At 62.0% G+C, this 21,670-nt stretch carries 15 protein-coding genes and 1 pseudogene; 12 read left to right on the top strand and 4 right to left on the bottom strand.

The window, feature by feature from the left end; translation table 11 throughout:
- The first annotated feature begins 14 nt into the window (after window positions 1-14).
- Genes OSA81_11640 through moaC form a run of 10 tightly spaced genes read left to right on the top strand, consistent with a single transcriptional unit; the run spans window position 15 to window position 13,569 of the window.
- Entirely contained in the window at window positions 15-1,967 is a 1,953-nt protein-coding gene (locus tag OSA81_11640; GenBank protein MDE0899661.1) for a BatA domain-containing protein, read from the top strand.
- A complete protein-coding gene (gene mfd, locus OSA81_11635) occupies window positions 1,954-5,268 on the top strand; it encodes a transcription-repair coupling factor (protein ID MDE0899660.1) in 3,315 nt (1,104 codons plus the stop codon). The genes OSA81_11640 and mfd overlap by 14 nt, the downstream gene beginning before the upstream one ends.
- 40 nt (window positions 5,269-5,308) lie before the next feature.
- Entirely contained in the window at window positions 5,309-6,742 is a 1,434-nt protein-coding gene (locus OSA81_11630) for a peptidylprolyl isomerase (GenBank protein ID MDE0899659.1), read from the top strand.
- A 60-nt stretch (window positions 6,743-6,802) separates the two neighbouring features.
- The gene (locus OSA81_11625; protein ID MDE0899658.1) at window positions 6,803-8,113 is read left to right on the top strand and encodes a peptidylprolyl isomerase; all 1,311 of its coding nucleotides are present in this window, start codon (window positions 6,803-6,805) and stop codon (window positions 8,111-8,113) included.
- Window positions 8,114-9,085 carry a 4-hydroxythreonine-4-phosphate dehydrogenase PdxA gene (gene pdxA / locus OSA81_11620; protein MDE0899657.1) on the top strand — a complete coding sequence of 324 codons (972 nt, stop codon included), beginning with the start codon at window positions 8,114-8,116 and terminating at the stop codon, window positions 9,083-9,085.
- Window positions 9,086-9,130: 45 nt separating this feature from the next.
- Window positions 9,131-9,853, top strand: a complete 723-nt coding sequence (ftsE, locus tag OSA81_11615) for a cell division ATP-binding protein FtsE (protein MDE0899656.1) — start codon at window positions 9,131-9,133, stop codon at window positions 9,851-9,853.
- Window positions 9,853-10,707, top strand: a complete 855-nt coding sequence (locus OSA81_11610) for a permease-like cell division protein FtsX (protein ID MDE0899655.1) — start codon at window positions 9,853-9,855, stop codon at window positions 10,705-10,707. Before ftsE ends, OSA81_11610 begins: the two co-directional genes overlap by 1 nt.
- Window positions 10,707-11,924: a peptidoglycan DD-metalloendopeptidase family protein gene (locus OSA81_11605; protein MDE0899654.1), complete on the top strand. Its 1,218-nt coding sequence runs from the start codon at window positions 10,707-10,709 to the stop codon at window positions 11,922-11,924. Before OSA81_11610 ends, OSA81_11605 begins: the two co-directional genes overlap by 1 nt.
- The gene (locus OSA81_11600) at window positions 11,921-13,084 is read left to right on the top strand and encodes a hypothetical protein (protein MDE0899653.1); all 1,164 of its coding nucleotides are present in this window, start codon (window positions 11,921-11,923) and stop codon (window positions 13,082-13,084) included. The genes OSA81_11605 and OSA81_11600 overlap by 4 nt, the downstream gene beginning before the upstream one ends.
- Entirely contained in the window at window positions 13,081-13,569 is a 489-nt protein-coding gene (gene moaC / locus OSA81_11595) for a cyclic pyranopterin monophosphate synthase MoaC (protein MDE0899652.1), read from the top strand. The genes OSA81_11600 and moaC overlap by 4 nt, the downstream gene beginning before the upstream one ends.
- A 1-nt stretch (window position 13,570) precedes the next feature.
- Here the strand turns inward: moaC and OSA81_11590 are convergent, their stop codons facing one another.
- The 3 genes from OSA81_11590 to OSA81_11580 all read right to left on the bottom strand — a co-directional run bounded on the left by OSA81_11590 (window position 13,571) and on the right by OSA81_11580 (window position 16,787).
- A complete protein-coding gene (locus OSA81_11590; GenBank protein ID MDE0899651.1) occupies window positions 13,571-14,773 on the bottom strand; it encodes a transglycosylase SLT domain-containing protein in 1,203 nt (400 codons plus the stop codon).
- Between the two features lie 3 nt (window positions 14,774-14,776).
- Window positions 14,777-16,249, bottom strand: coding sequence for an IMP dehydrogenase (gene guaB, locus OSA81_11585; protein ID MDE0899650.1), 1,473 nt, complete (start codon window positions 16,247-16,249; stop codon window positions 14,777-14,779).
- A gap of 148 nt (window positions 16,250-16,397) precedes the next feature.
- Window positions 16,398-16,787, bottom strand: coding sequence for a DUF2281 domain-containing protein (locus tag OSA81_11580; GenBank protein MDE0899649.1), 390 nt, complete (start codon window positions 16,785-16,787; stop codon window positions 16,398-16,400).
- Between the two features lie 98 nt (window positions 16,788-16,885).
- On the opposite strand from OSA81_11580, the gene OSA81_11575 reads away from it, so the two are divergent.
- A complete protein-coding gene (locus OSA81_11575) occupies window positions 16,886-17,710 on the top strand; it encodes an acyltransferase (GenBank protein MDE0899648.1) in 825 nt (274 codons plus the stop codon).
- Between the two features lie 28 nt (window positions 17,711-17,738).
- Here OSA81_11575 and acs read toward each other — a convergent pair.
- Window positions 17,739-19,697 (bottom strand): annotated as a pseudogene (gene acs, locus OSA81_11570) (acetate--CoA ligase).
- Window positions 19,698-19,971: 274 nt separating this feature from the next.
- On the opposite strand from acs, the gene OSA81_11565 reads away from it, so the two are divergent.
- Window positions 19,972-21,670, top strand: a 1,699-nt coding sequence (locus tag OSA81_11565; GenBank protein ID MDE0899647.1) for a heavy metal translocating P-type ATPase, incomplete at its 3' end; no start/stop codon positions are given.

Raw genomic sequence — 21,670 nt, 5'->3', positions numbered from 1 at the left:
CGAGTTCGACGACCATGGGCGCACTCAGTCCCCTGTTCCTGCTTGCCGGGCTCTCGATCGGGATTCCGATCTACCTGCATCTCTTCCATCGCCATGAAACGCGACGGATGAGCTTCCCCGCCCTGAGATATCTCCAGCGTACAGAGCGGGAGCACGCGCGGCAGATCCGGCTCCACCAGATCCTGCTCATGATGGCCCGGATCATCGTGCTCCTCCTCGTGGTCAGTGCCGGCGCCCGCCTGTTCTTCGCTTCAAGAGGAGCCTCACACCCACCGACCGCGACCGTCATCATCCTCGACAACTCGATGAGCAGCGGGCTGGTTGTAGGTGAGGTCCGAGTACTCGACGAACTCAAGGCACTCGCCGCGCAGACCCTCGACGCTGCGACGGACGAAGATCGCTTCTGGGTCATCCGTGCCGGCGAGCCGTGGCTCCCGGCTATTCCTGGAAGCATGACGGAGGCCCGCCGAGCCATTGAGGAGACGGAAGCCAGCGAGGCCGCAGCTGACCTTACCGCCGCCGTCGAGCGGGCGACCCGACTCCTCACCACGGCGGACCTGGAACACCGAGAGATTCACCTTCTTTCGGATCTTCAAGCCACAGCATTCGCTATCCCGGGTGAAGCCCCAGCTGGGGATATTGCGGTGGTAGCCTGGACAGGGCAGGACGGTCCGCCTGCTAACCGAGCACTTTCGGGAGTCGTCGTGGGGGGCGGACTACCCCCACTCGAAGGCCAGCGCACCGAAGTCACCGTGTCAGCCATGGAAGCGACGACCGACGCCGACTCGGCACACCTCCCGTTGCGTCTCGTCGTTAATGAGCGGATCCGGGGGGCAGCCACCCTGCCGGCGGGTGCGCAAACCACGATCGCGATGCCACCGTCAGGCACAGAGTGGATCCAGGGTTACGCCGACGCAGATCCCGATGCGCTGCGCGCAGACGACCGTCGGTTCTTCGCATACCGTTCACGCCCGGCACCGTCGGTCGCGGTCGCAGGATCACCGGGCGTATTCGTCTCAGAGGCCGTGGCAGTCCTCGAAGACGCTGGTAGAGTGACGCCAACCGCCTCAGCACTGGCGAATCTCCTGATCTCGGCGAACGGGGCGTCGCTCGATCGCCGTGCGGCCACGGGCGCGGCGGTAATCATCCCCCCCGCAGATGCCACTCTACTTCCGGCTCTCAATCGTCGACTCGCGGACGGTGGAATTCCATGGCGCCTCAACCCGGTCGCTGGCGGCGGGATGTCGGACCTTCAGGGCTCCAATCTGCCGAGCCCCCTCGATGGCGTCCGTGTCCGCAGCCGGTATGCACTCGAGCTTACAGGTGATCCGCCCGCCCCGACCCGCACGCTTGCGGAGATCGATGGCAATGCGTGGGCGGTGGAAGGCTCGGACGCCGTGGGGCGCCGTTATCTCATCCTCGGTTCCTCTCTTGATACATCCGGTACGAGCCTTCCGGTGTCAACGGGGATGCTTCGGTTCGTCGACTGGATAGCAGGAGAATGGGCCGGAGCCGGAGGCGGAACAGGGGAGTTGCTGACAGGAAACCCTCTGTCCGCACCCTCGGGCGCGACGCATGTGCGCTTCCCCAGCGGCGAGACCTTCGAGATCGACGGCACTCGGACCGTCCGGGGCACGGGCACTGCCGGCTTCTACACGTTCCTTGCAGAGGACACGACCGTCGCAGTAATGGCGCTCAACACGCCCCCCGATGAATCAAGGCTGGCAGCACTGGCCAACGATGACATGACTGGAGCCATCGGCCATGACGTGACCAATGTATCTCGGGCCGAAGCATGGGACCGGACGATCTTTCGTGTGCGGCAGGGTCCGGAGCTCTGGTGGCCGTTTCTTCTTGCGGTCTTGGTGCTCCTGATGCTCGAGGCGCTCATGGGGACGTCCGGCTCATGGAATCCATTGACTTCGCTGGGTTCCGCACCTCGCAGGCAGGCTGATGGACTCGACTAACACAGTCCTTCGCGCGCTCCACTCGAGTCCGGCGGTCCGGACGACATCCGAAGCCCTCCCGCTCCCCGGGGAGCGGCACGTGCTCGGTGGCGCCATCGGCTCCCTGGAGACCGCTGTGGTCGCGGTGCTCCATCTAGCCCACCCTGAGCGGGTCTTCGTGGCGGTAGCCGAGAGCCCGCGCGACGCCATATCGGTCGAAGCAGACCTAGAGACCCTGCTCGACGGTGATGAGGAGTCTCATCTCTATCCGCAGAAAGAGGCCCTCCCGTACGAGGAATCCGAGACCCAGCTGGAGATCGGCGGCCTCCGGGTCGAAGCGGTAGAGGCGCTCTTTGCTGGCCGAACTAAAGTCATCGTGACGACCCCGCGAGCCCTCCAAGAGCGGGCCCCGATTCCGGCGCGGCTTGCCGATCTTCGGACGACCCTTCGAGTCGGTGCCGAAATGCCGTTCGGTGACCTTACGGGGCTGCTGGAAGATCGAGGATTCGAACGGGTATCGCTGGTCGAAGAAGTGGGACAGTTCGCAGTACGTGGCGGCCTCCTCGACGTCTTTTCTGTTTCCGCGGGCGACCCGGTGCGAATCGAGTTCTGGGGAGACGAAATCGTCTCGATTCGGCCGTTTGATATCAGTGATCAGCGTTCGACTGGAGAACTGCCGGAGACCCACATCCTGCCTGTGGACTTCCGCACCGACGGTGATGCGGACGGGGGCGAAGTGTGGCGTTCTCTTCTGGAACTACTCCCGTCAGACGCGGTCGTCATGCGACTCGGCGACTGGGACATGGGCGTAGACTTCGAGCGCACATGGAATCGTGTGGAGACGCTGTACGACAGCCTAGTGGAGTCTGGCGCGGAACCGCCCCTACCGGGAGCGCTGTTCCTCGAGCCGTCGTCGGTCACGGAGCGACTCGCCGCGCTCCCCCGTCTGGACATCGTTTCGAGTCGAGACCTGCCCAGGGCCATCGAAGCCTCTCCTCCTCCCGAGATCGATCGCGACATGGCGCGGCTGGACACGTACTTGAGGAACGGTGAGGCAACCGCAGCGGAAACCCTCCTTCTCTGCGATAACGACGGGCAGCTTCAACGCCTAGAGGAGATCCTCGGTGGGCCGCGACGGCTACCTATGGGCACGCGCCTTGGGCTCGGTGCGCTCGCAGGGGGTTTTGAGCTCGCATGTTCAGACCCGCCGCTCCGGGTCGTCAACGATCACGAAATCTTCCGACGCCCCCGCCGAGTCAGACGCAGTCGACGCTTCCGGGGCTCTGTGGCCCTCGAAAGCCTCGCACAACTCACGCCAGGGAGTTTCGTCGTCCACATGGACCACGGCGTCGGTCAGTTCCGTGGTCTCGAGCATATCAAGATCGGTCGGGCAGAAATCGAAGTTCTCGTGATCGAATACGCTGGAGGAGAACTCCTTCGGCTGCCAGTCACTCGGCTCGATTTGATCGAGCGCTGGGTCGGCGAGTCCGAAGATTCTCGGCCACCTCGAATCCACCGGATCGGCGGAAAACGCTGGAAGAACCTCAGACAGAAGACCGAGCGGGTCATCGAGGAGATGACCACCGAGCTTCTAGAGCTCTACGCTCGGCGGCAGACCGCAGTCGGCTTCGCTTTTCAGCCCGACACCAAATGGCAGATGGAGATGGAGTCCTCGTTCCTCTACGACGACACCCCGGATCAGCGTCAGGCCACGAAGGACGTGAAGGCCGACATGGAGTCGAAGCGGCCCATGGACCGCCTCGTGTGCGGCGACGTCGGCTATGGGAAAACAGAGATCGCAATCCGAGCGGCATTCAAGGCGATCCAAGACGGAAAACAGGTCGCCGTCCTCGCCCCCACCACGATTCTCGCGGAGCAACACAGGCACACCTTTGAGGAGCGACTGGCGGACTACCCCGTCAGTGTCGGATCGCTGAGTCGTTTTCGTTCCGCAAAGGAACAGAAAGAGTTGCTCACGCGTGTCGCAAATGGTGGTGTCGACATCGTGATCGGAACGCACCGACTCCTGTCGACGGATGTCGTGTTCAAGGACCTCGGCCTGCTCATCGTCGATGAGGAGCAGCGTTTCGGAGTCAAACACAAGGAGCGGCTTAAGACTCTTCGTGCTTCGATCGATGTGCTGACGCTCAGCGCCACACCCATCCCCCGGACCCTCTATCTCTCGATGTCGGGCATACGCGACCTCACGTTGATTCGCACCCCGCCCCGAGATCGGATGCCGATCTTCACGAACGTCCTCCCCTGGTCCGACCAGCTCATTTCCGAGGCACTCCACCGGGAGCTCGACCGAGGAGGACAGGCCTTTTTCCTCCATAATCGTATCGACACGATCTACACGATCGGAGAGCAAATTCAGGCACTCGTTCCCGACGCGCGTATCGCCATCGCACATGGTCAGATGAGCGGGGGGCAACTCGACGAGGTCATGACGGACTTTGTCGACGGAAAAGTCGATGTGCTCATTTGCTCGTCCATCATCGAGAACGGGCTCGACGTCCCGAATGCCAACACGCTCTTGGTTGATCGCGCGGACCGCTTTGGGCTATCCCAGCTATATCAGATTCGAGGGAGGGTGGGTCGCTCTGACCGGCGAGCCTACTGCTACCTGATCGTGCCGGACGATGTGAACAAAGATGCCGAGCGACGGCTTCGCGTGTTGGAGCACTACACGGAACTCGGATCGGGCTATTCAGTCGCGCTGCGCGATCTGGAGCTGCGTGGGGCAGGCAACCTTCTTGGGGCCGACCAGTCGGGCTTTGCTCAGCAGATTGGATTGGACGCCTACATGCGCCTTCTGCGGAAAACCGTGGACCGTATCGAGAAGGGTGAAAACGCGGTTGAGTGGCCCACGCCCGATGTGAGTCTGGAAGGCCCCGCTTACCTTCCCGACACATACGTTTCAGATTCGAGCCAGAAGCTCCATCTTTATCGGCGCCTTTCGAAAGCCGAGACCCGCACGGAGGTCGAAGGTCTTAAGGAAGAGCTGAAAGATCGGTTCGGCCCCCTCCCTGTCGAGGTCGAGCGCCTCATGGACGCGGCAGCAGTTCGGATTCTCGGCCGGAAGCTGGGACTGGAACGGGCCATCGTTCGTGAACGCTCGGCGCGTCTGACTTTCAGGGAGGGCGTGGTGCCACGCATCTCGGCGCTTGAGGGACCCATGAAGCAGCGTGAAGCGTTCATGGACGTGTTGAGGATACACCCGCTTTCCGTGAAGCTGGAGCAGGAAGGTCTTGAGCCGATACTGGAGACTGTGCTAGTCGCCCTTTCGGCTCTGGCGTCTGCGCGAAAAGTCGCCGCTTAGTGGACGTATGAACTGTAGCCGAGGTCAGGAGACCCAACAAATGAAAAAGCAGTGGATGGCCACCGTCGTGCTGGGACTGACCTTGGCCGTGGGCGCGTGTTCGGTCGGAATCCGTGACGAGGGCCTGCTCGCACGCGCGGGCGATTACGCGTTCACCGTCGACCAGGCGGTCGATCTACTGGCCGACGAGGAGCGACTCGCTGCCGACGCGGGAGTGGTCGAATCTCTTGCCGAGTTGTGGCTCGACTACACACTGCTGGCGGAGGCCGCTGTCGAGGACTCAACCTTTGGGAATCTCGACCTCCAGCCGCTGGTCGAACAGCAGTTGGCTCAATTGATGGTATTCCAGCTCCGTGATTCGGTCATTCAGGTCGACACGTTCGTCACGGATGAAGAACTCCGGGAACGATATGAGGCAGAGGCTCCGGCCGTAGAGGTCCGAGCCCGGCACATCATGCTGAGATTGCCGATCCAGTCGACCCAGGCACAGTTCGACAGTGTCCAGGCATTACTGAAAGGGATTCGGGCGCGCGCGATCGGAGGTGAAGCGTTTGAGACTCTCGCTCTCCAGTTCAGCCAAGACCCCGGCACCTCTCAAAATGGAGGGGACCTGGGCTTCTTCGAGCGCGGCGATATGGTCGCACCATTCGAGGAAGCGACCCTGGCCCTGCAACCCGGTGAGATCAGTGATGTGGTAGAGACGCCAATGGGCCTCCACTTGATCCGGCTGGAAGAACGGCGAGTACGCGGGTTCGAGGCGGCGGCTCCCGTCTACCGACGACAGGTTCAGGCTCGCATGGTTCAGGAAGCCGAGTCGCTTTACGTGGCCGCCATCATCTCTCAGGTAGAGCCGGTTCCAACGGAAGGCGCAATTGAGGTCGTGCGGGAGATCGCAAGCAACCCCGGGGCAACGCTCTCTGGAAGAGCGGAACGCCGAACATTGGTCGAATGGGAAACGGGAGAGCTCACAGTCAGTGACATCCGCGAATTTCTTCAGCTTGAGCAACCGCAGCTCCGCGCCCAGCTCGTGACCAGCACCGACGAAGAGGTCGAAGGATTTCTCGAAAGCGTCGCACGCCGCGATCTGCTCGTCCGGGCGGCGGCGTCAGAAGGGCTTAGACCAGCAGCGGATAGCATCCAGGGCCTGGTGGAAGAGGCACGCACGCAGTTGAAAGCCGCGGCGAGAGTACTTGGACTCCTCGATCTGGACCAGGCGCCTGGTGAGGCAGTTGAGATCGCAGTTTCACGAGCGGTGCAAGAAGCTCTTCTGGACAACCTTTCAGGCGCCACTCAGATCGTACCCCTTGGGATCGTGAGCTTCCAGCTGAGGGCTGGGCGCGCAACGGCGGTTCTGGAGGAAGGAATCGGAGCGGTCATCTTAGACGTGGCCCAGATCCGAGCTGCGCGGAGCCTATCTCCGGTAGAACAGACCACCGACTCTGCGATCGCATCAGCGGACACAGTCGGAGGATGACAAACTGCGCAACTGGGATCGTCCAGGAACCCGCAACGGCACTGAGGTTTACGAAGACTCATGATTAAGCGGACAGTACTTCTACTCGTGGCCTGCGCGCTCCTCCCTTTGGGCGCTAGCGGCCAGCAGCAAAATGACCTTAATGTTGTCGACCGCCTGGTGGCAATCGTCGGCGATTCGGTCGTCGTGATGACCCAGGTCCAGGAAGAAATCCAGCGAATGTCGCTGGGCGGAGCGCCGGTGCCTGAGCCGAGCGACCCAGCCTATCGGGAACTCTTCGACACCGTCCTCGAGCAGTACATCGACCGGCTCCTGATACTTCAAGCGGCAGCGAAGGATTCCCTGCTTACCGTAGACGAGGCCGCGATCGAGGAGACGGTGACCGAGCGAATCCAGCAGTTGTCTTCGGAATTCGGCGGACAGCAGATGCTCCAGCAAGCCCTGGCGGCAGAGGCACTGACGCTGTCGGAGTACCGCGAAATTCTCCGCACGGAAGCTCGCACGGAACGCGTGCAGCAGATGTTCTTCCAGTCGCGCATCGCCAATTCTGCGCCGGCCGAGGTATCGGAAGACGAATTGCAGGAGCGGTTTCAGGAAGCTCGGAGCCAGCTCGAACAGCGTCCGAAGCTCCTCACGTTCCGCCAGGTCGTAGTTGTCCCTGAGTCCAGCGATGACGCAATGGCCCGGGCACGCACCGAAGCGGAGGGGATCCTGGAGCGTGTCACGGCCGGTGAGGACTTCGCTGAACTCGCACGCATTTACTCTGACGATCCTGGTACCGCCACACTGGGTGGGGACCTCGGCTGGTTTCGCAGGGGCAAAATGGTCAAAGAGTTCGAGGATGCAGCATTCAGTCTCATCGATGATCAGGTCAGTGAGATCGTCGAGACGGACTTCGGCTACCATATCATCAAGGTCCAGCGGTACCGGGCTGGCGAGCGACAGGCCCGCCACATTCTGATCGTTCCCGAGAAGAGCCCCGAAGACATCCAGCGCGCCCGTGAGCTGGTCATCGACCTGATGGCGCGTGCCCAGGCAGGTGAACCGATCGCAGATCTGGCTGAGGAGTACGGCGACCCCGCAGCACCCGACTCGATGACGTTTTCGTTCGACCAGCTCAATGAGCTGCCGCCCGCATATGCCATTCTCCGGACGACCCCTGCCGACAACTATCGTGGGCCCATGGAGTACCAACTGCCGACCGGCGAGCAGCGTGTCGCTTTCATTCACGTGGTCGAGGTTCGTGAGGCTGGTGCGTACACCTTCGAGGACCTTCGCGGTCAGCTCGCAGGCCAGCTGCAACAGGAGAAACAAATCGAGCAGATGCTCGAGACATTACGATCGAACACTTACATCGACATCCGCATGTAGGTGGGCCCTCGACTCGTTGTAACTCCTGGTGACCCGAGAGGGATCGGCCCCGAGGTCACGGCCGAAGCGGTCCGTGTGCTCGCAAGAGAGATCCCGGAGTCCTCTTTAAGCGTCGTGGGCCCTAACGGACTCTTGCCGCTCGAAGAGCTCGACTCTTTGCGACAGGACTTCTCGCAGACGACAAGGGACAACTTGGATCCCTTCGGTGCAGACCCAGCTGCAGGGGCTTTCGCCGGCGGGGCGATCCTCCGCGCTGTTGAGATGACGGTTGCGGGCTCCGCGCACGCAATCGTGACGGCGCCACTGCACAAACCGTCCCTGCACGCAGCGGGTTGGATGTTTCCGGGGCAGACCGAATTTCTCGCCGACCTGGCAGGTATTGCGGACGTGGGAATGCTGATGGCTGCAGAACGCACCCGGCTCGAGGGGCCCCTCCGCGTACTCCTCGCAACCACGCACCTGCCGCTGTCTGCGGTCCCGGCGGCGTTGACCTCTGACCTGTTGATACGCCAAATCGGACTTCTTCACGACGCACTGGTCCGGGACTGGGGAATCGAGACACCTAGAATAGGCCTCTGCGCGCTCAACCCTCACGCTTCAGACGGTGGCCTGTTTGGCAATGAGGAGGCAGAGACCTTCGGTCCAGCCGTCGACGCGGCCAGAGCGAACGGGATCGACGTGCTGGGCCCGCTCCCCGCCGACACCGTATTCAGTCGCGCTCTCGCCGGAGGCTTCGATGCGGTGGTGGCTCCCTATCACGATGTGGGCATGGCCGCGTTCAAGACCGTTTCCTTCGGTACCGGCGTCAACGTATCCATAGGACTGCCCTTTGTCCGAACCTCTCCCGACCACGGCACCGCCTTTGATATCGCCGGCTCAGGAACCGCTGACTCTTCTTCCATGCTCGAGGCTCTCCGCCTGGCGTGGCGCCTCGCCAAGGCCCGCTTTGACACCTCCTCTCTCCATGTCTAACCTTCCCTCCCGGAACCACGGGACGTCCCGCGTCGACCGAATCCGGTGATCAAACTCACGCACGTATCGAAGGAATATCCGAAACGCGGATTCGCGGTTCGCGACGTCTCCTTCCACCTGAAGAAGAGCGAGTTCGCCTTCTTGACCGGGCACTCCGGGTCCGGCAAGTCCACGATGCTCCGCCTTATTCACATGACAGATCGACCGACGGACGGAGCGGTCCGCGTCACTGGTTTCTCGTCGGCACGCATAACCGAGAGAGATCTGTGGAAGGTACGACGTCGCGTGGGAATGGTGTTCCAGGACTTTCGGCTGCTACCGGGTCGCACCGCGCTGCAAAACGTCGCGTTCGTTCTCGAGGTGACCGGCACACCGACTAAGGCTGTGCAGTCACGTGCCCAGCGCCTCCTAGCGCAGGTTGGACTGGCGCCTAAGGCGAGTGCACTGGTCAATGAGCTCTCCGGCGGTGAACAACAGCGCGTAGCCATTGCTCGCGCTTTGGCGAACGACCCGTTCGTACTTCTCGCAGATGAACCGACCGGAAACCTCGACGAGCGCGCTACGCGAGGTATCATGGAGCTCTTCAAAGACATCAACGCCAAGGGCATGGCGGTGCTGATGGCCACCCACGACCTCGAACTGATTCGCAGGCACCCCACAGCGAGGGTGTTCGAACTGGATCAGGGCGAACTCGTATACGACTCCGAGACCTCGACGAAGCCGCAGCCGTCCAGCGTGCCGCAGTCTGAGCCCACGAGGGGGGACTGATGTACGCGTTGCGCGAAGCGATCGCAGCGTTCCGCAGGGCACCGGTACTGACAGGACTGTCCGCGGCGATGGTCGGACTGGCTCTTTTCGTCGTCGGTCTGTTCTCGCTTGCGACCTACAATCTCCAGCTGGCCCTTTCACTCATCGAAGAACGAGTGGAAGTGGTGGTTTATTTGAGAGACGACACCCGCCAGAGTGAAATCGATCAACTGCTGACCGAGTTGAGCGCCCTCGACGAAGTCGGCCAGGTGCGGTATCTGTCGAAACGTGACGCCCTGGAGCGGGCGCAGACCGAGTTGCCGGAATTTGGCGAACTCTTCCTAGACTCCGAAGTGAATCCCCTTCCTCAGTCGCTCGAGGTCGAACTGCGTCCGGGAGATCGGAATCCAGAGGTCGTCGAGCGCATCTCAGACGCGGCGGAGCGCTATCCCTTCGTGGAGGACGCCCTGTATGGCGAAGAGTGGGTAGATCGACTCTTCACGCTTCGGCGGGTCGGCGCGGCCAGCACAGCAGTCCTCGGCGCTGCATTCGCGCTCGTTGCAGCACTGATCATCGGGACGGCCCTACGAATCACGATCTTCGCCAGGAAGGACGAGATCTACGTCATGAGGCTCGTCGGAGCCAAGAACGGCTTCATTCGCCGACCCTTCCTTCTCGAAGGTGCGCTCGCAGGCATCGCCGGAGGGATTCTGGCTTCGCTGATGACCTACGCTACCTACCACGGCGTGCACACCTATCTCTTCGATATCTCCTGGGTGCCGAACCTCTGGGTGTTCATCGGGCTCGCAATAGGAGGCTGCTTCGGAACCGCCTCGAGCGCAGTGGCAATCCGAAAGCATTTGAGGGAGATCTGATGCGGCAGGTCTCCACCACGAGGGCCGCGATCCTTGTCGGGTTCTTGGGACTCGTGATGACACCGTCTGCGGCGGCGCAGGACCCGGACATCAATCGAGAGATCCAGCAGAGCCAGCGGCGGCTCGAACAGATCCGTGAGGAACGTGCTCGACTCGAGCGGGAGGTCGGGGATGTCCGAAACCGCGTCAGAGATGAGGCGGGCGAACTCGCCAATATAGAGCTCCGCCTGTCAGCGTCCCGGTCCGTCCTCGCCGAGGTCGATTTTCAGTCCGATGCGACCGCAGGTCAGGTACGAGAGTCGACTCGAACTCTGATCCAGTCCCAAGAGCGCCTGGCCGTGAGCGAGGCGACGCTGTTTCGACGGCTTCGTGACATTTACAAGATGGGCCGGCTACACACGACGCAGGTCCTCCTCGGTGCACGCTCCTTCAGCGACCTGCTCAACCGTTACCGATACCTCGAGCGGATCGCTGCCTTCGATCGAGCGCTGGTCGAGCGTGTTCAGGCGCTCGGAATCCGCCTGAACGAGCAGGATGAAGCTCTCCGAGATCGCATGTCGCTGTTGGGCTCGTTGCGACAGGATCGACTGAGCGAGGTCGCGCGTCTCCGCGGCGTTGAATCCGAGCACCAGTCTTCCCTCCAGCAGTTCCGAGCCCGGGAGGTCACGGCGACCGGGCGAATCACCGAGCTCGCAGCCGACGAGGGCCGTATGACAGGCCTGATCGATGAACTCGAAGAACGCCGGAGAGAGATCGAGGCGGCACGGCTAAGATCGGGCGGCGCGGCGATCGTAGCCGAGGATGCAGGAACCCTCGAATGGCCGGTGAACGGTGACGTACTCTACGAGTTTGGACCGAACCGGCGCGCCAATGGCACGGTGATCCGGTGGAACGGGATCGGCATCGAAGCACCGACCGGGACACCAGTCAGGGCTGTCCGGGATGGCATCATCGCCTACGCGGGTCACTTCGAAGGGTACGGGCCCACGGTCATCGTCGGGCACGGCGACGGCGTATACACATTGTACGCCTACCTTGAGGAGGTTGGCGTCGTCGAAGGGCGTGATGTCACCGCTGGCCAGGTCGTCGGGACGGTCGGAGGCGGGGATACCCCAGAGGGCCCCCATCTCGAATTTCAGATTCGCGTCCCGATGGATGGCGGAACCCCGCTGGCCCAGGACCCCCTGCTCTGGTTAAAGCGGAGAAAAGTCCCTTGAGTCTGCACGCCCTCGTCGGTCACGAGCACACGCGCCGGGCGCTGGTCCGCGCACACGCGGTCGACGCACTCCCGAGTTCTCTGCTCCTCCACGGCGCACGCGGGATCGGGAAACAGCACTTGGCGCTCTGGCTGGCTCGCCTCACGGTGTGCGAGTCGCCAGGGGACGGCCCTTGCGACAGCTGCGGACCTTGTCGGATGGCGCTCTCGCTCGAACACCCTGACATCCATTGGTACTTCCCCCTTCAGCGACCCAAGGGCGTCTCGGGGGATCGACTCGTCTCGGCCCTCGAGCGAGATCGGTTCGCCGAACTCTCTGAACTCCGAGCCCATGCTGTGCGGGGCAGCTGTGTCGATGAGGTCCGGGGCATCTACCTGGGAATGGTGACGAGCCTCCGGGCTACGGCGACCCGCCGTCCCACGATGGCGGATGGCCCCGTCTTCATTGTGGGTCAGGCCGAGACGCTCGTGCCGCAGGAGGCAAGCCCTGAAGCCGCAAACGCACTATTGAAAATTCTGGAAGAGCCACCGGGTGACGCGCGCTTCATTCTCACCAGCAGCGAGCCGGGACTTCTGCTACCGACCATCCGGTCACGCACTGTGCCGCTGCACGTCCCACCACTGTCGCAGGACGAGGTTCGCGGCTTTCTGACCGAGCACACCGATGCCGAGTCCAAGGTCATCGACTGGGCCACGGGACTGGGTCAGGGCTCACCTGGACGGGCCCTGAGCTTCCTGCCTGACGGAGATGGTCTTGGACCACTCGAGTTGCTCAGGCGCCGTGCCTACGACATCGTCGTATCCGCAACCTCGAAGGAGCCTGCAGCTGGCTACAGTCTTGCAATCTCCTTCCCCCCGGCCGGGGCTCGCAAACTCATCGATCTTTTCTCGTTCGTCGAAGAGTGGCTCCGAGACCTCGCCGCTGTTGCTGCCGGCGCCGACCACCTGGTGTTCAACCGGGACGCCTTGCCGAAGCTTCAACAGCATGTCGCGTCCGGTGCCTTCGAAGCGGTGGACGTGACAGACGCATTCCTGTCGGTCGAGAGAGCGCGCGAACTGGCCCGCGGGAACGTCAATCCGCAGCTCGTGGTGAGCGGACTGGTCCGGGACCTTCGGCGCGCACTTCACCACTCACACCTCGTTTCAGGCAAGGCCCAATGAGTGAACGACTGGACCGTTTGACGCACCTCGACGCCGACGGGCGGGCTCATATGGTGGATGTCACGCAGAAAGACGTCACGCGGAGGACCGCGTTGGCCGAGGGACACATCGTGATGTCACCCGACACGCTCGCGAGGATCGTACAGGGTCGCACGGAAAAGGGTGACCCGATCCAGATTGCCGAGCTCGCGGGGATCATGGCCGGAAAGAAGACCGCCGACCTGATCCCGCTCTGCCACGCTCTCCCCGGGGCTTCAGTGGAGGTATCACTCGAAGTCGACGCTGCCTTGCCGGGGGTACGCGCTCGGTCAACCGCTACCTACGCTGGAAAGACCGGCGTCGAAATGGAGGCGCTGACCGCGATCTCAGTCGCCCTTCTCACGGTCTACGACATGGTCAAAGCCGTCGACCGGGGCATGCGTATCGAAGGGATCCGGCTCCTCCGCAAGGAGGGGGGGGCCTCGGGAAGCTGGACGTCGGAGTAACTTAGTGGCAGAAGTCTACCCCGCCCCGAGCAAGCGTGATGGGGACGGTAACATTCGCACCAATTCGCAGGTATTTTGGTCGGATGTCTGGATTTGCTGCCTCGAGATCGGACACGCTCACCCCGTACCGACGGGCGATGTGGGATAAGGTCTCTCCGCTCACCACAGCGTGCTCAACAATCGCCATTCGCTCCGACGCGGGAATTGCCGCGTAATTTTTGGAGAAGCGCTCCGCTCGCCCCGCCGGCACCCGTAGCAGGTAACTCGAACCTGGTGGGGTGAAGCCCCGAAACAGCTCCGGGTTGAGTCGCCGAATTTCCTCTTCATCGACCTCCGCGGCGCCCGCGAGGACATCGAACGTCGTGGCCTCCGGGACCGTGACCATATCGAACGTCAGCGGCGGGTCGCCGACCGGGGTGGCATAACCGTAGCGCTCGGGGTTTTGCGCGACGATGATCGCTCCGACCAGTTTCGGCACGAACTCTTGGGTCTCTCGAGGCCAATGCGCCCTGAGCGCCCAGAAGAGGCTGTCCGACGGCAGAGCGAGGGGGGCGTTCGCGCGAAGAATCCGTCGCACCCGATTCGGCCCCCCGTTGTACGCGGCGAGCGCCAGGAACCACGAACTGAAGCGTTCGTTCAGTTCGTCCAGGAAGTCGACCGCGGCCTCAGTTGCCATGTATGGATTTCGGCGCTCATCAACGAACGCACCGACCTCCATACCAAATTCGCGAGCCGTTCCAGACATGAATTGCCACATTCCGACCGCACTCGCGTGACTCTGAGCTCCGGTGCTGTAGCCACTCTCGATGAGCGGCACGTAGCGGAGCGAAGGAGGCATACTCCGCACTGAAAGTGCCGAGTCTACGGTCTGCTCGAAGGCACCCATCCGCTGGAGGAATACCGGGAACCACGGCTTAGCAGGGCCCTGCCAATAGTCGACCCACCTGCCCACGGCGGCCTGGAACTCCGGATTCCTCATGACTGGGGATGCCAAGAGCCGGTCAACCTGAGCCTCGCCCTCAGGGGGCGTCAGGTAGATGGCCCCGGGCAGAGCCTTCAAGTTCGCGGGCAGTACGCGAACCGTCGGCACCGGCACCGGCGCCGGCGCGGAAGGCGTCGGGCTCGAGCCTCCGATCACCGAACAGCCAGCGGTCGTGAGCGACGCGACCGCGGCTGAGATGAGGAGGCTAATGGATCGCTTCACGCCCTAACCGTGGTAGTTCGGGGCCTCACGAGTGATGGTGACATCATGGGGGTGGGACTCTCTGAGCCCGCCTGTCGTCACCCGATTGAAGCGCGTGTTCCTCCGAAGTTCATCGATGGTCCCGACTCCACAATATCCCATGCCACTGCGGAGCCCGCCAATGAGTTGGTAAATTGTGTCTGAAACGGGCCCCTTGTATGGTACGCGCGCCTCGATGCCTTCAGGAACGAGCTTCTTCTTTTCCTCGCCCTCCTGGAAGTACCGATCCGCAGAACCTTCCTCCATCGCGGAGAGAGAGCCCATCCCCCGCACAGTTTTGAAGCGGCGACCTTCGAGAAGAAATGTCTCCCCGGGCGACTCATCGGTACCTGCGAACATCGACCCCATCATCACGGAATGGGCTCCAGCTGCCAGCGCCTTCACCATGTCACCTGAGTACCGGATACCGCCGTCGGCGATGCACGGAATCGAATCATCGACCCCGGCCACGGCGTCCATGATCGCAGACAGCTGCGGCAGTCCCACGCCTGTCACTACACGGGTCGTGCAGATCGAGCCCGGGCCTACGCCCACCTTCACCGCATCGACTCCTCGTGCGGCCAGAGCCTTCGCACCTTCCACCGTGCCCACGTTCCCGCCGATGAGTTGAATGTCGGGGAAACGCTCCCGAACCCGCCCGACAGCTTCGAGAACGGCTTCCGAGTGCCCGTGCGCGGTGTCTACCACAATGACGTCGACACCGGCATCAACGAGCAGTTGGGCCCGTTCGAGATCCGCGGGCGAAGCTCCGACGGCAGCGCCGACTCTTAGACGCCCATGCTCGTCCTTGCAGGCCTTCGGATACAGGCGGCGCTTGAAGATGTCCTTGACCGTAATGAGCCCCCGCAGCTGGCCTTCGTCATCCACCACCGGGAGCTTCTCGATACGATGCTGATGCAGGATCGCCTGAGCCTGCTCCAGTGTGGTCCCGACCGGAACCGTGACTAGACCTTCCGAAGTCATCACTGCAGAGATCGGCTTGCTGAGGTCGGTCTCGAACTGCATGTCGCGATTGGTGATAATTCCGACCAACCGCCCATCCGATTCAACAATCGGGACCCCGCTGATCGAAAAGCGGGACATCAGTGCATGCGCGTCCTGAAGAGACCCATCAGACGCCAGCGTGATCGGATTCAGAATCATCCCACTTTCCGACCGTTTCACCCGGTCGACCTCTTCGGCCTGTCGCTCGGGGGAGAGGTTCTTATGGATGATGCCCATGCCACCCTCGCGCGCAATCTGGATCGCCATCGCCGACTCGGTGACGGTGTCCATGGCCGCGGCCAGCAGTGGAATCCGCAGCTCGATGCCTCGCGTGACCCACGTCGAGACGTCGGTGTCCTTGGGGTGCACGAGAGAATGCCCAGGGATGAGGAGAACGTCGTCGAACGTGAGCGCCGTCTTGACAATCCGGCCGTCAGCTGACCCGTCAGTCATGGAGATTCCGACCTTTCAGAAATAGCGAACGCCCGTCTCCGGGACCGTTCAGACCGGTCCTCGCAGCGCGGGCGCATACATGCTCCGAAGAGCTTCATTGATTCCATCGGGAAGGATATTCGGACCGGCGAGGACCGTCAACGTCGAGTCATCCGCCCTGAGAACTCTTGCGTGGATCGGCCTCGATATGCGTCGCATCATCCCCGGATTCGATCTGATCCGCCTCATCATCCTCCGGCTCGATCACCTGGTTCAGGTCATTCAGGATCTGCTTACCCGCGGACGAAACACCGGTCAGGACCCGATCCGCAGCAGAGATCAGCTGAAACGCCTCGCGAATCGTGTTCGGGCTCACCGCTCGCCGCCGCATCTTGTCTTCGAGGCCTTCGGCGAACTTCTGCAGTCCGGACGCCTCAAGATCCGCGGCGGCCGCGTACTTCGACTCCAGAAACTCAATATAGTCGAGGACCTGGTAGATCTGCTCGTCGGGAAGGCTTTCTAGCTTCCGAATCAGGCGCTGCCGAAGGACATCATGCATTGGTTGCGACTCAGTTTGTGGTGCTTTCCGGTAAGTCTAACGGGCGAGGATTGTCGCGACAGCCTTGCCACTCCTCTCATTCCAGATAAAGTCATGTTATGCATTTCCTACCATTGCGTCCGGTCCCCGTAGCGAACGCCGCACAGAGCCTTTACGACGAGTGGCTCGCCTGGCTTCGCGAGGCCTTGGACGACCCGAACTGCGATCGCAACGAGCTGTGCCGTACAATCCTTACGGATATTTACTACCCGGAATTTTCAACATCAGACCCGGCCCAGCTTTCAACAACTGCTCGAGTTGCACTGGCGCAGATGGACCCGCGCAATGTGACCCTCGAGCCTGAGTACTACGAGGAGATCGACCTCGAGCAATATGCCCCGCGAAAGCCGCTTCTGTGGCTGTGGGAAATGTTCGACCGCAGTGCCTTGGGCGAGAACGTCGAGCTGGGTATCCATTTTCGGCGGGCCTTGGCCCAGCATGTGTTCGGGAGTTGTGGGAAGAACTTTAAGGCGTTCACCCACGTCCGCGTTTCCTACGGATACAACTTGAATGTGGGCGACGGCGTAGTCATTCACCGACACGTCCTGCTCGACGACCGCGGTGGGATCGACATCGGCGACGGTTCGTCCGTCGCGGACTTCACGAACGTGTACTCACACTCGCACAACATCGTCGACGGACGCATCGTCTATCTGCCCAAGACCGTCATCGGCAAGGGTGCACGGGTGACATACCACGCGACCGTGCTGGCCGGTGCGCACATCGCGGACGACTCGATGGTCGGTGCGGGGTCCATGCTTACCAAGAGCACAGAGCCACACTGGGTCTACGTCGGCGTGCCTGCGCGGAAGATCAAGAAGAAATCTGAAGAGGAGAGGGCTAGCAAAGCCCCGTCATCGCGTGACCCGATGGCCACAGACTAACAGGACTCTTCCGGCTGACCGATTCCGGTCAGCCCTCTTCCGCTTCGTGCATATCCTGCAGCCGCTTCACCACATCCGGATCTGCGAGCGTCGTAGTATCTCCCACCGCCCGCCCTTCCGCGATGTCGCGAAGGAGCCGTCGCATGATCTTCCCCGAGCGCGTCTTGGGGAGATCTGCAGAGAATACCACGATCTCTGGCTTGGCAATCGCTCCGATCTTCATGCCGACGTGGTTTCGGATTTCCGCCATCAGCTGGTCAGATTATTCAATCCCCTCCCTGAGCGTCACGAAAGCGGCGATCGACTCTCCTTTGATCTCGTGCGCCTTCCCCACCACGGCAGACTCTACCACAGAAGGATGGTCTACCAGCGCGCTCTCCACCTCTGCCGTGCCTATTCGATGGCCGGCGACATTCAACACGTCGTCCACTCGGCCCAGAATCCAGAAGTACCCATCCTCGTCGGTCTTCGCCCCGTCCCCGGGGAAGTACACGTTTTTCCACTTCGACCAGTAGGTGTCTCGGAAGCGCTGATCATCCCGCCAGATCGTCCGTAGCATCGAGGGCCAAGGCGTCGTGATGGCGAGGTACCCGGCGGGCGTTTCCGCACCGTCCTCCGAGAGAATCTTCGCCTGAATGCCGGGGAACGGACGGGCTGCCGTACCAGGCTTAGTCTCCGTCAGCCCAGGCAAGGGCGTGATCATGATCCCGCCGGTCTCGGTCTGCCACCAGGTATCGACGATCGGACAACGCTCCCCACCGATCAGCCGGTGATACCACATCCAGGCCTCGGGATTGATGGGCTCCCCGACTGTACCGAGCAGCCGAAGGCTGGACAGGTCTGACTCGGCGGGCCACGTGTCTCCCCAGCGCATGAACGCACGAATCGCAGTCGGCGCCGTGTAGAAGATCGTGACGCCGTACTTCTCACAAATATGCCAGAAACGACCGCGGTCCGGAGTATCCGGTGCACCTTCATACATCACGATCTGCGCCCCGTTCGCGAGCGGACCATACACGATATAGCTGTGACCCGTGATCCAGCCCACGTCGGCGGTACACCAATAAACATCGTCCTCTTGCAGGTCGAACACGGCCTTGGTGGTCGCATAGACCTGGGTCAGGTATCCCCCAGTCGTATGTACCACGCCCTTCGGCTTCCCGGTCGTACCCGACGTGTAAAGAATGAAGAGCGTGTCTTCTGCGTCCATGGAGGCTGCCGGACAATCCGAAGAGGCCACCTCTACGAGTTCGTGATACCAGTGGTCCCGCCCTTCAACCATGGGGACTGGGTTCTCTTCCGTCAGTGTCCCCCCGCGAGCCACTACGACCACATGCTCAACGGTCGGCGAGTGCTCCATCGCGGCGTCCGCGTTCGCCTTCAACGCCACCACCCGACCGCGCCTCCATCCGCCATCCGCGGTAATCAAGACCTTGGATTCGGCGTCATTGTTGCGATCTGCCAGCGAATCCGGGCTGAAACCGCCGAAAACCACCGAGTGAATCGCGCCCAGTCGGGTGCAGGCCAGCATCGCAATGGCGGCTTCGGGAATCATCGGCAGGTAGATCGTGACGCGGTCGCCGCGCCCGACCCCCAGACCGGCTAACGCGTTTGAAAATGCGGACACCTCGGCGAGGAGCTCCGAATAGGTGTATGTACGGGTATCCCCCGGTTCGCCCTCCCAGATGATCGCGGTTCGATCACCCTTCCCTGCAGCAACGTGCCGATCGAGGCAGTTGTGAGACACGTTGAGCTTGCCGCCCAGAAACCACTTCGCGTATGGGGGAGTCCACTCGAGTACGGTATGCCACGGTTCAAACCACTCGAGCTTCTCCGCCCAATCCGACCAGTAAGCCTCAGGATCGCTGCTCGCTCGGTCGTAGATGCCCGGATCACTCAGTACCGCACCGGCAGCGAAGTCCTTGGGGGGTGGAAAGCGACGATCTTCGTGAAGCAGGTCATCCAGGGCTCCGGTGTCGCTACTCATTAAGCGGCCTCACTCACATCTGCGGTTGGGGCGTCTTCCGCCCGATCATGGTTCTGCCGACCCAATCTGCACGCGTAGTAGCGAGGAGCAAGCATGACCGAAACGACATGGCTTATGCAGCGCCGCCTGAGGCCCTGGATTGGTGTCGCGAAAGGGCGCTGATATCTTACCAAGATTAATTATTGATAAGGGCCCTATGGCGAACAGCTGCTGTGATTTGAACGGAGTCGACCCTAAGCGACTCCAACTACAAGCGCTCTCAACCGGTGTGGCCTTGCTCGCCATACTCTTCGGATGGCTCGCGCCGACCTTCGGTCTCGAAGTAGCAGCCCTGCCAGCCCTGCTCGTCGCCTACGGGGCCGGCGGCTGGGACGCGACCCTCAGGGCAACCCGTGCGCTACGGTGTCGGGAACTCGACGTGGATGTCCTCATGCTGCTTGCAGCCACCGGTGCCGCGATTGTCGGCCATTGGCTCGAGGGTGCGGCACTACTCTTCCTGTTTTCACTTGGGAATACACTTGAGACCTTCACGTTTCGTCGCACACGCAGGTCGATCGAAGCTCTTGTAGAACTCCGACCAGAGGAAGCCGTCCTGCTTTCGGACGGGGGCGAGAACCGGGTCCCCATCGGACAACTCCAGCTCGGCGATGTGGTTCGAGTGCGACCGGGGGACCGAATCCCTGTCGATGGTGAGATTATCGACGGGTCGTCCTCTGTCGACGAGTCGACGTTGACCGGGGAGCCGATACCCGTCGGGAAGAAGCCTGGGGCGATGGTCTTTGCCGGCACGCTCAATGGGTCGGGCTCGCTGGACCTCCGGATGACCCGAGCAGCAAGCGATACCGCTCTCGCTCGTATCATCTTGCTAGTCGAGGAGGCGCGGGAGGCCAAGGCACCCACCCAGAGCTGGATCGAGGAGATTGAGGGTCGCTACGCGTTCGCGGTGATCGTCAGCGCCGGGGCCGCGATCCTTATTCCGTGGCTACTCCTCGGATGGGCCTTCGACGAAGCATTCTATCGTGCGATGACCCTCCTCGTAGTGGCTTCACCGTGTGCGCTGGTGATCTCGATACCCGCTACGATCGTTTCCGCAGTGTCCAACGGCGCCCGCCATGGAATCCTCTTTAAGGGAGGCGCCCATCTGGATGCCCTAGCAAACGTTACAACATTTGCCCTGGACAAAACGGGTACCATTACCGTGGGCCGCCCAAGCGTCGTGGCAATGCGGTTCAGCTCGGCGAGCGGCGTCTCGGAGGCCAGTGCCCTAGCGTTGGCTGCCGGCGCGGAGGCTCGGTCCGAGCACCACCTGGCGGCGGCGATCATCCGCGAAGCGGATGCTCAGGGCCTGCCCGTCACCCAGCCCACTTCGTTCGACTCCACACCCGGTAAAGGTGTGATCGCCGAGGTGTCGGGCCATCGGGTAGAGGTGGGGCGCCGGAGCTGGATTGAAGAGCGAACGGCCTCTCCGATACCGAAAGAGGCAGACCAGTGGCTCCAAGAGCACCATCCGACGGCGACACCCGTCCACTTTGCACTCGACGGGGTCCACGTAGGCATGTTCGCGATCGAGGACCACCCGAGACCCCGAGCCGCTGAGGCGATTCGCGAACTTCGAGCCGCTGGCATTACCGAGGTCGTCATGCTGACTGGAGATGCGCAGTCGACCGCCGAGGCGATCGCGAAGGAAGTCGGGATCTCAACGGTCCATGCGGGCCTGGCTCCTGACGAAAAGAGCCACGTTCTCGCAGAGCTGCAGAGGGCGGGACCCGTCGCCATGGTCGGGGACGGGGTGAATGATGCGCCTGCGCTCGCGATGGCAGACGTAGGCGTCGCGATCGGTGCAGCCGGGACGGATGTAGCGCTCGAAACCGCCGATATCGTGGTAATGGGTGAAGACATCGGGACCTTGGCTCGCGCGGTGCGACTCAGCCACCGCACAAGGCGAATCGTCAAGCAGAACCTGGTGTTTTCTC

This window comes from Longimicrobiales bacterium, from assembly GCA_028823235.1.
GTDB lineage: Bacteria > Gemmatimonadota > Gemmatimonadetes > Longimicrobiales > Gaopeijiaceae > UBA2589.
Note: the sequence above shows the minus strand (reverse complement) of the source record. Positions and strands in the feature narration are given on the sequence as shown.

Excerpts from the sequence above, each read along its gene's own strand:
- OSA81_11575 (MDE0899648.1), top strand. The coding sequence starts at position 16,886 with ATGCATTTCCTACCATTGCGTCCGGTCCCCGTAGCGAACGCCGCACAG.
- OSA81_11605 (MDE0899654.1), top strand. The coding sequence starts at position 10,707 with ATGCGGCAGGTCTCCACCACGAGGGCCGCGATCCTTGTCGGGTTCTTG.
- OSA81_11625 (MDE0899658.1), top strand. The coding sequence starts at position 6,803 with ATGATTAAGCGGACAGTACTTCTACTCGTGGCCTGCGCGCTCCTCCCT.
- guaB (MDE0899650.1), bottom strand. The coding sequence starts at position 16,249 with ATGACTGACGGGTCAGCTGACGGCCGGATTGTCAAGACGGCGCTCACG.
- moaC (MDE0899652.1), top strand. The coding sequence starts at position 13,081 with ATGAGTGAACGACTGGACCGTTTGACGCACCTCGACGCCGACGGGCGG.
- OSA81_11630 (MDE0899659.1), top strand. The coding sequence starts at position 5,309 with ATGAAAAAGCAGTGGATGGCCACCGTCGTGCTGGGACTGACCTTGGCC.
- mfd (MDE0899660.1), top strand. The coding sequence starts at position 1,954 with ATGGACTCGACTAACACAGTCCTTCGCGCGCTCCACTCGAGTCCGGCG.
- OSA81_11640 (MDE0899661.1), top strand. The coding sequence starts at position 15 with ATGGGCGCACTCAGTCCCCTGTTCCTGCTTGCCGGGCTCTCGATCGGG.
- OSA81_11610 (MDE0899655.1), top strand. The coding sequence starts at position 9,853 with ATGTACGCGTTGCGCGAAGCGATCGCAGCGTTCCGCAGGGCACCGGTA.
- OSA81_11580 (MDE0899649.1), bottom strand. The coding sequence starts at position 16,787 with ATGCATGATGTCCTTCGGCAGCGCCTGATTCGGAAGCTAGAAAGCCTT.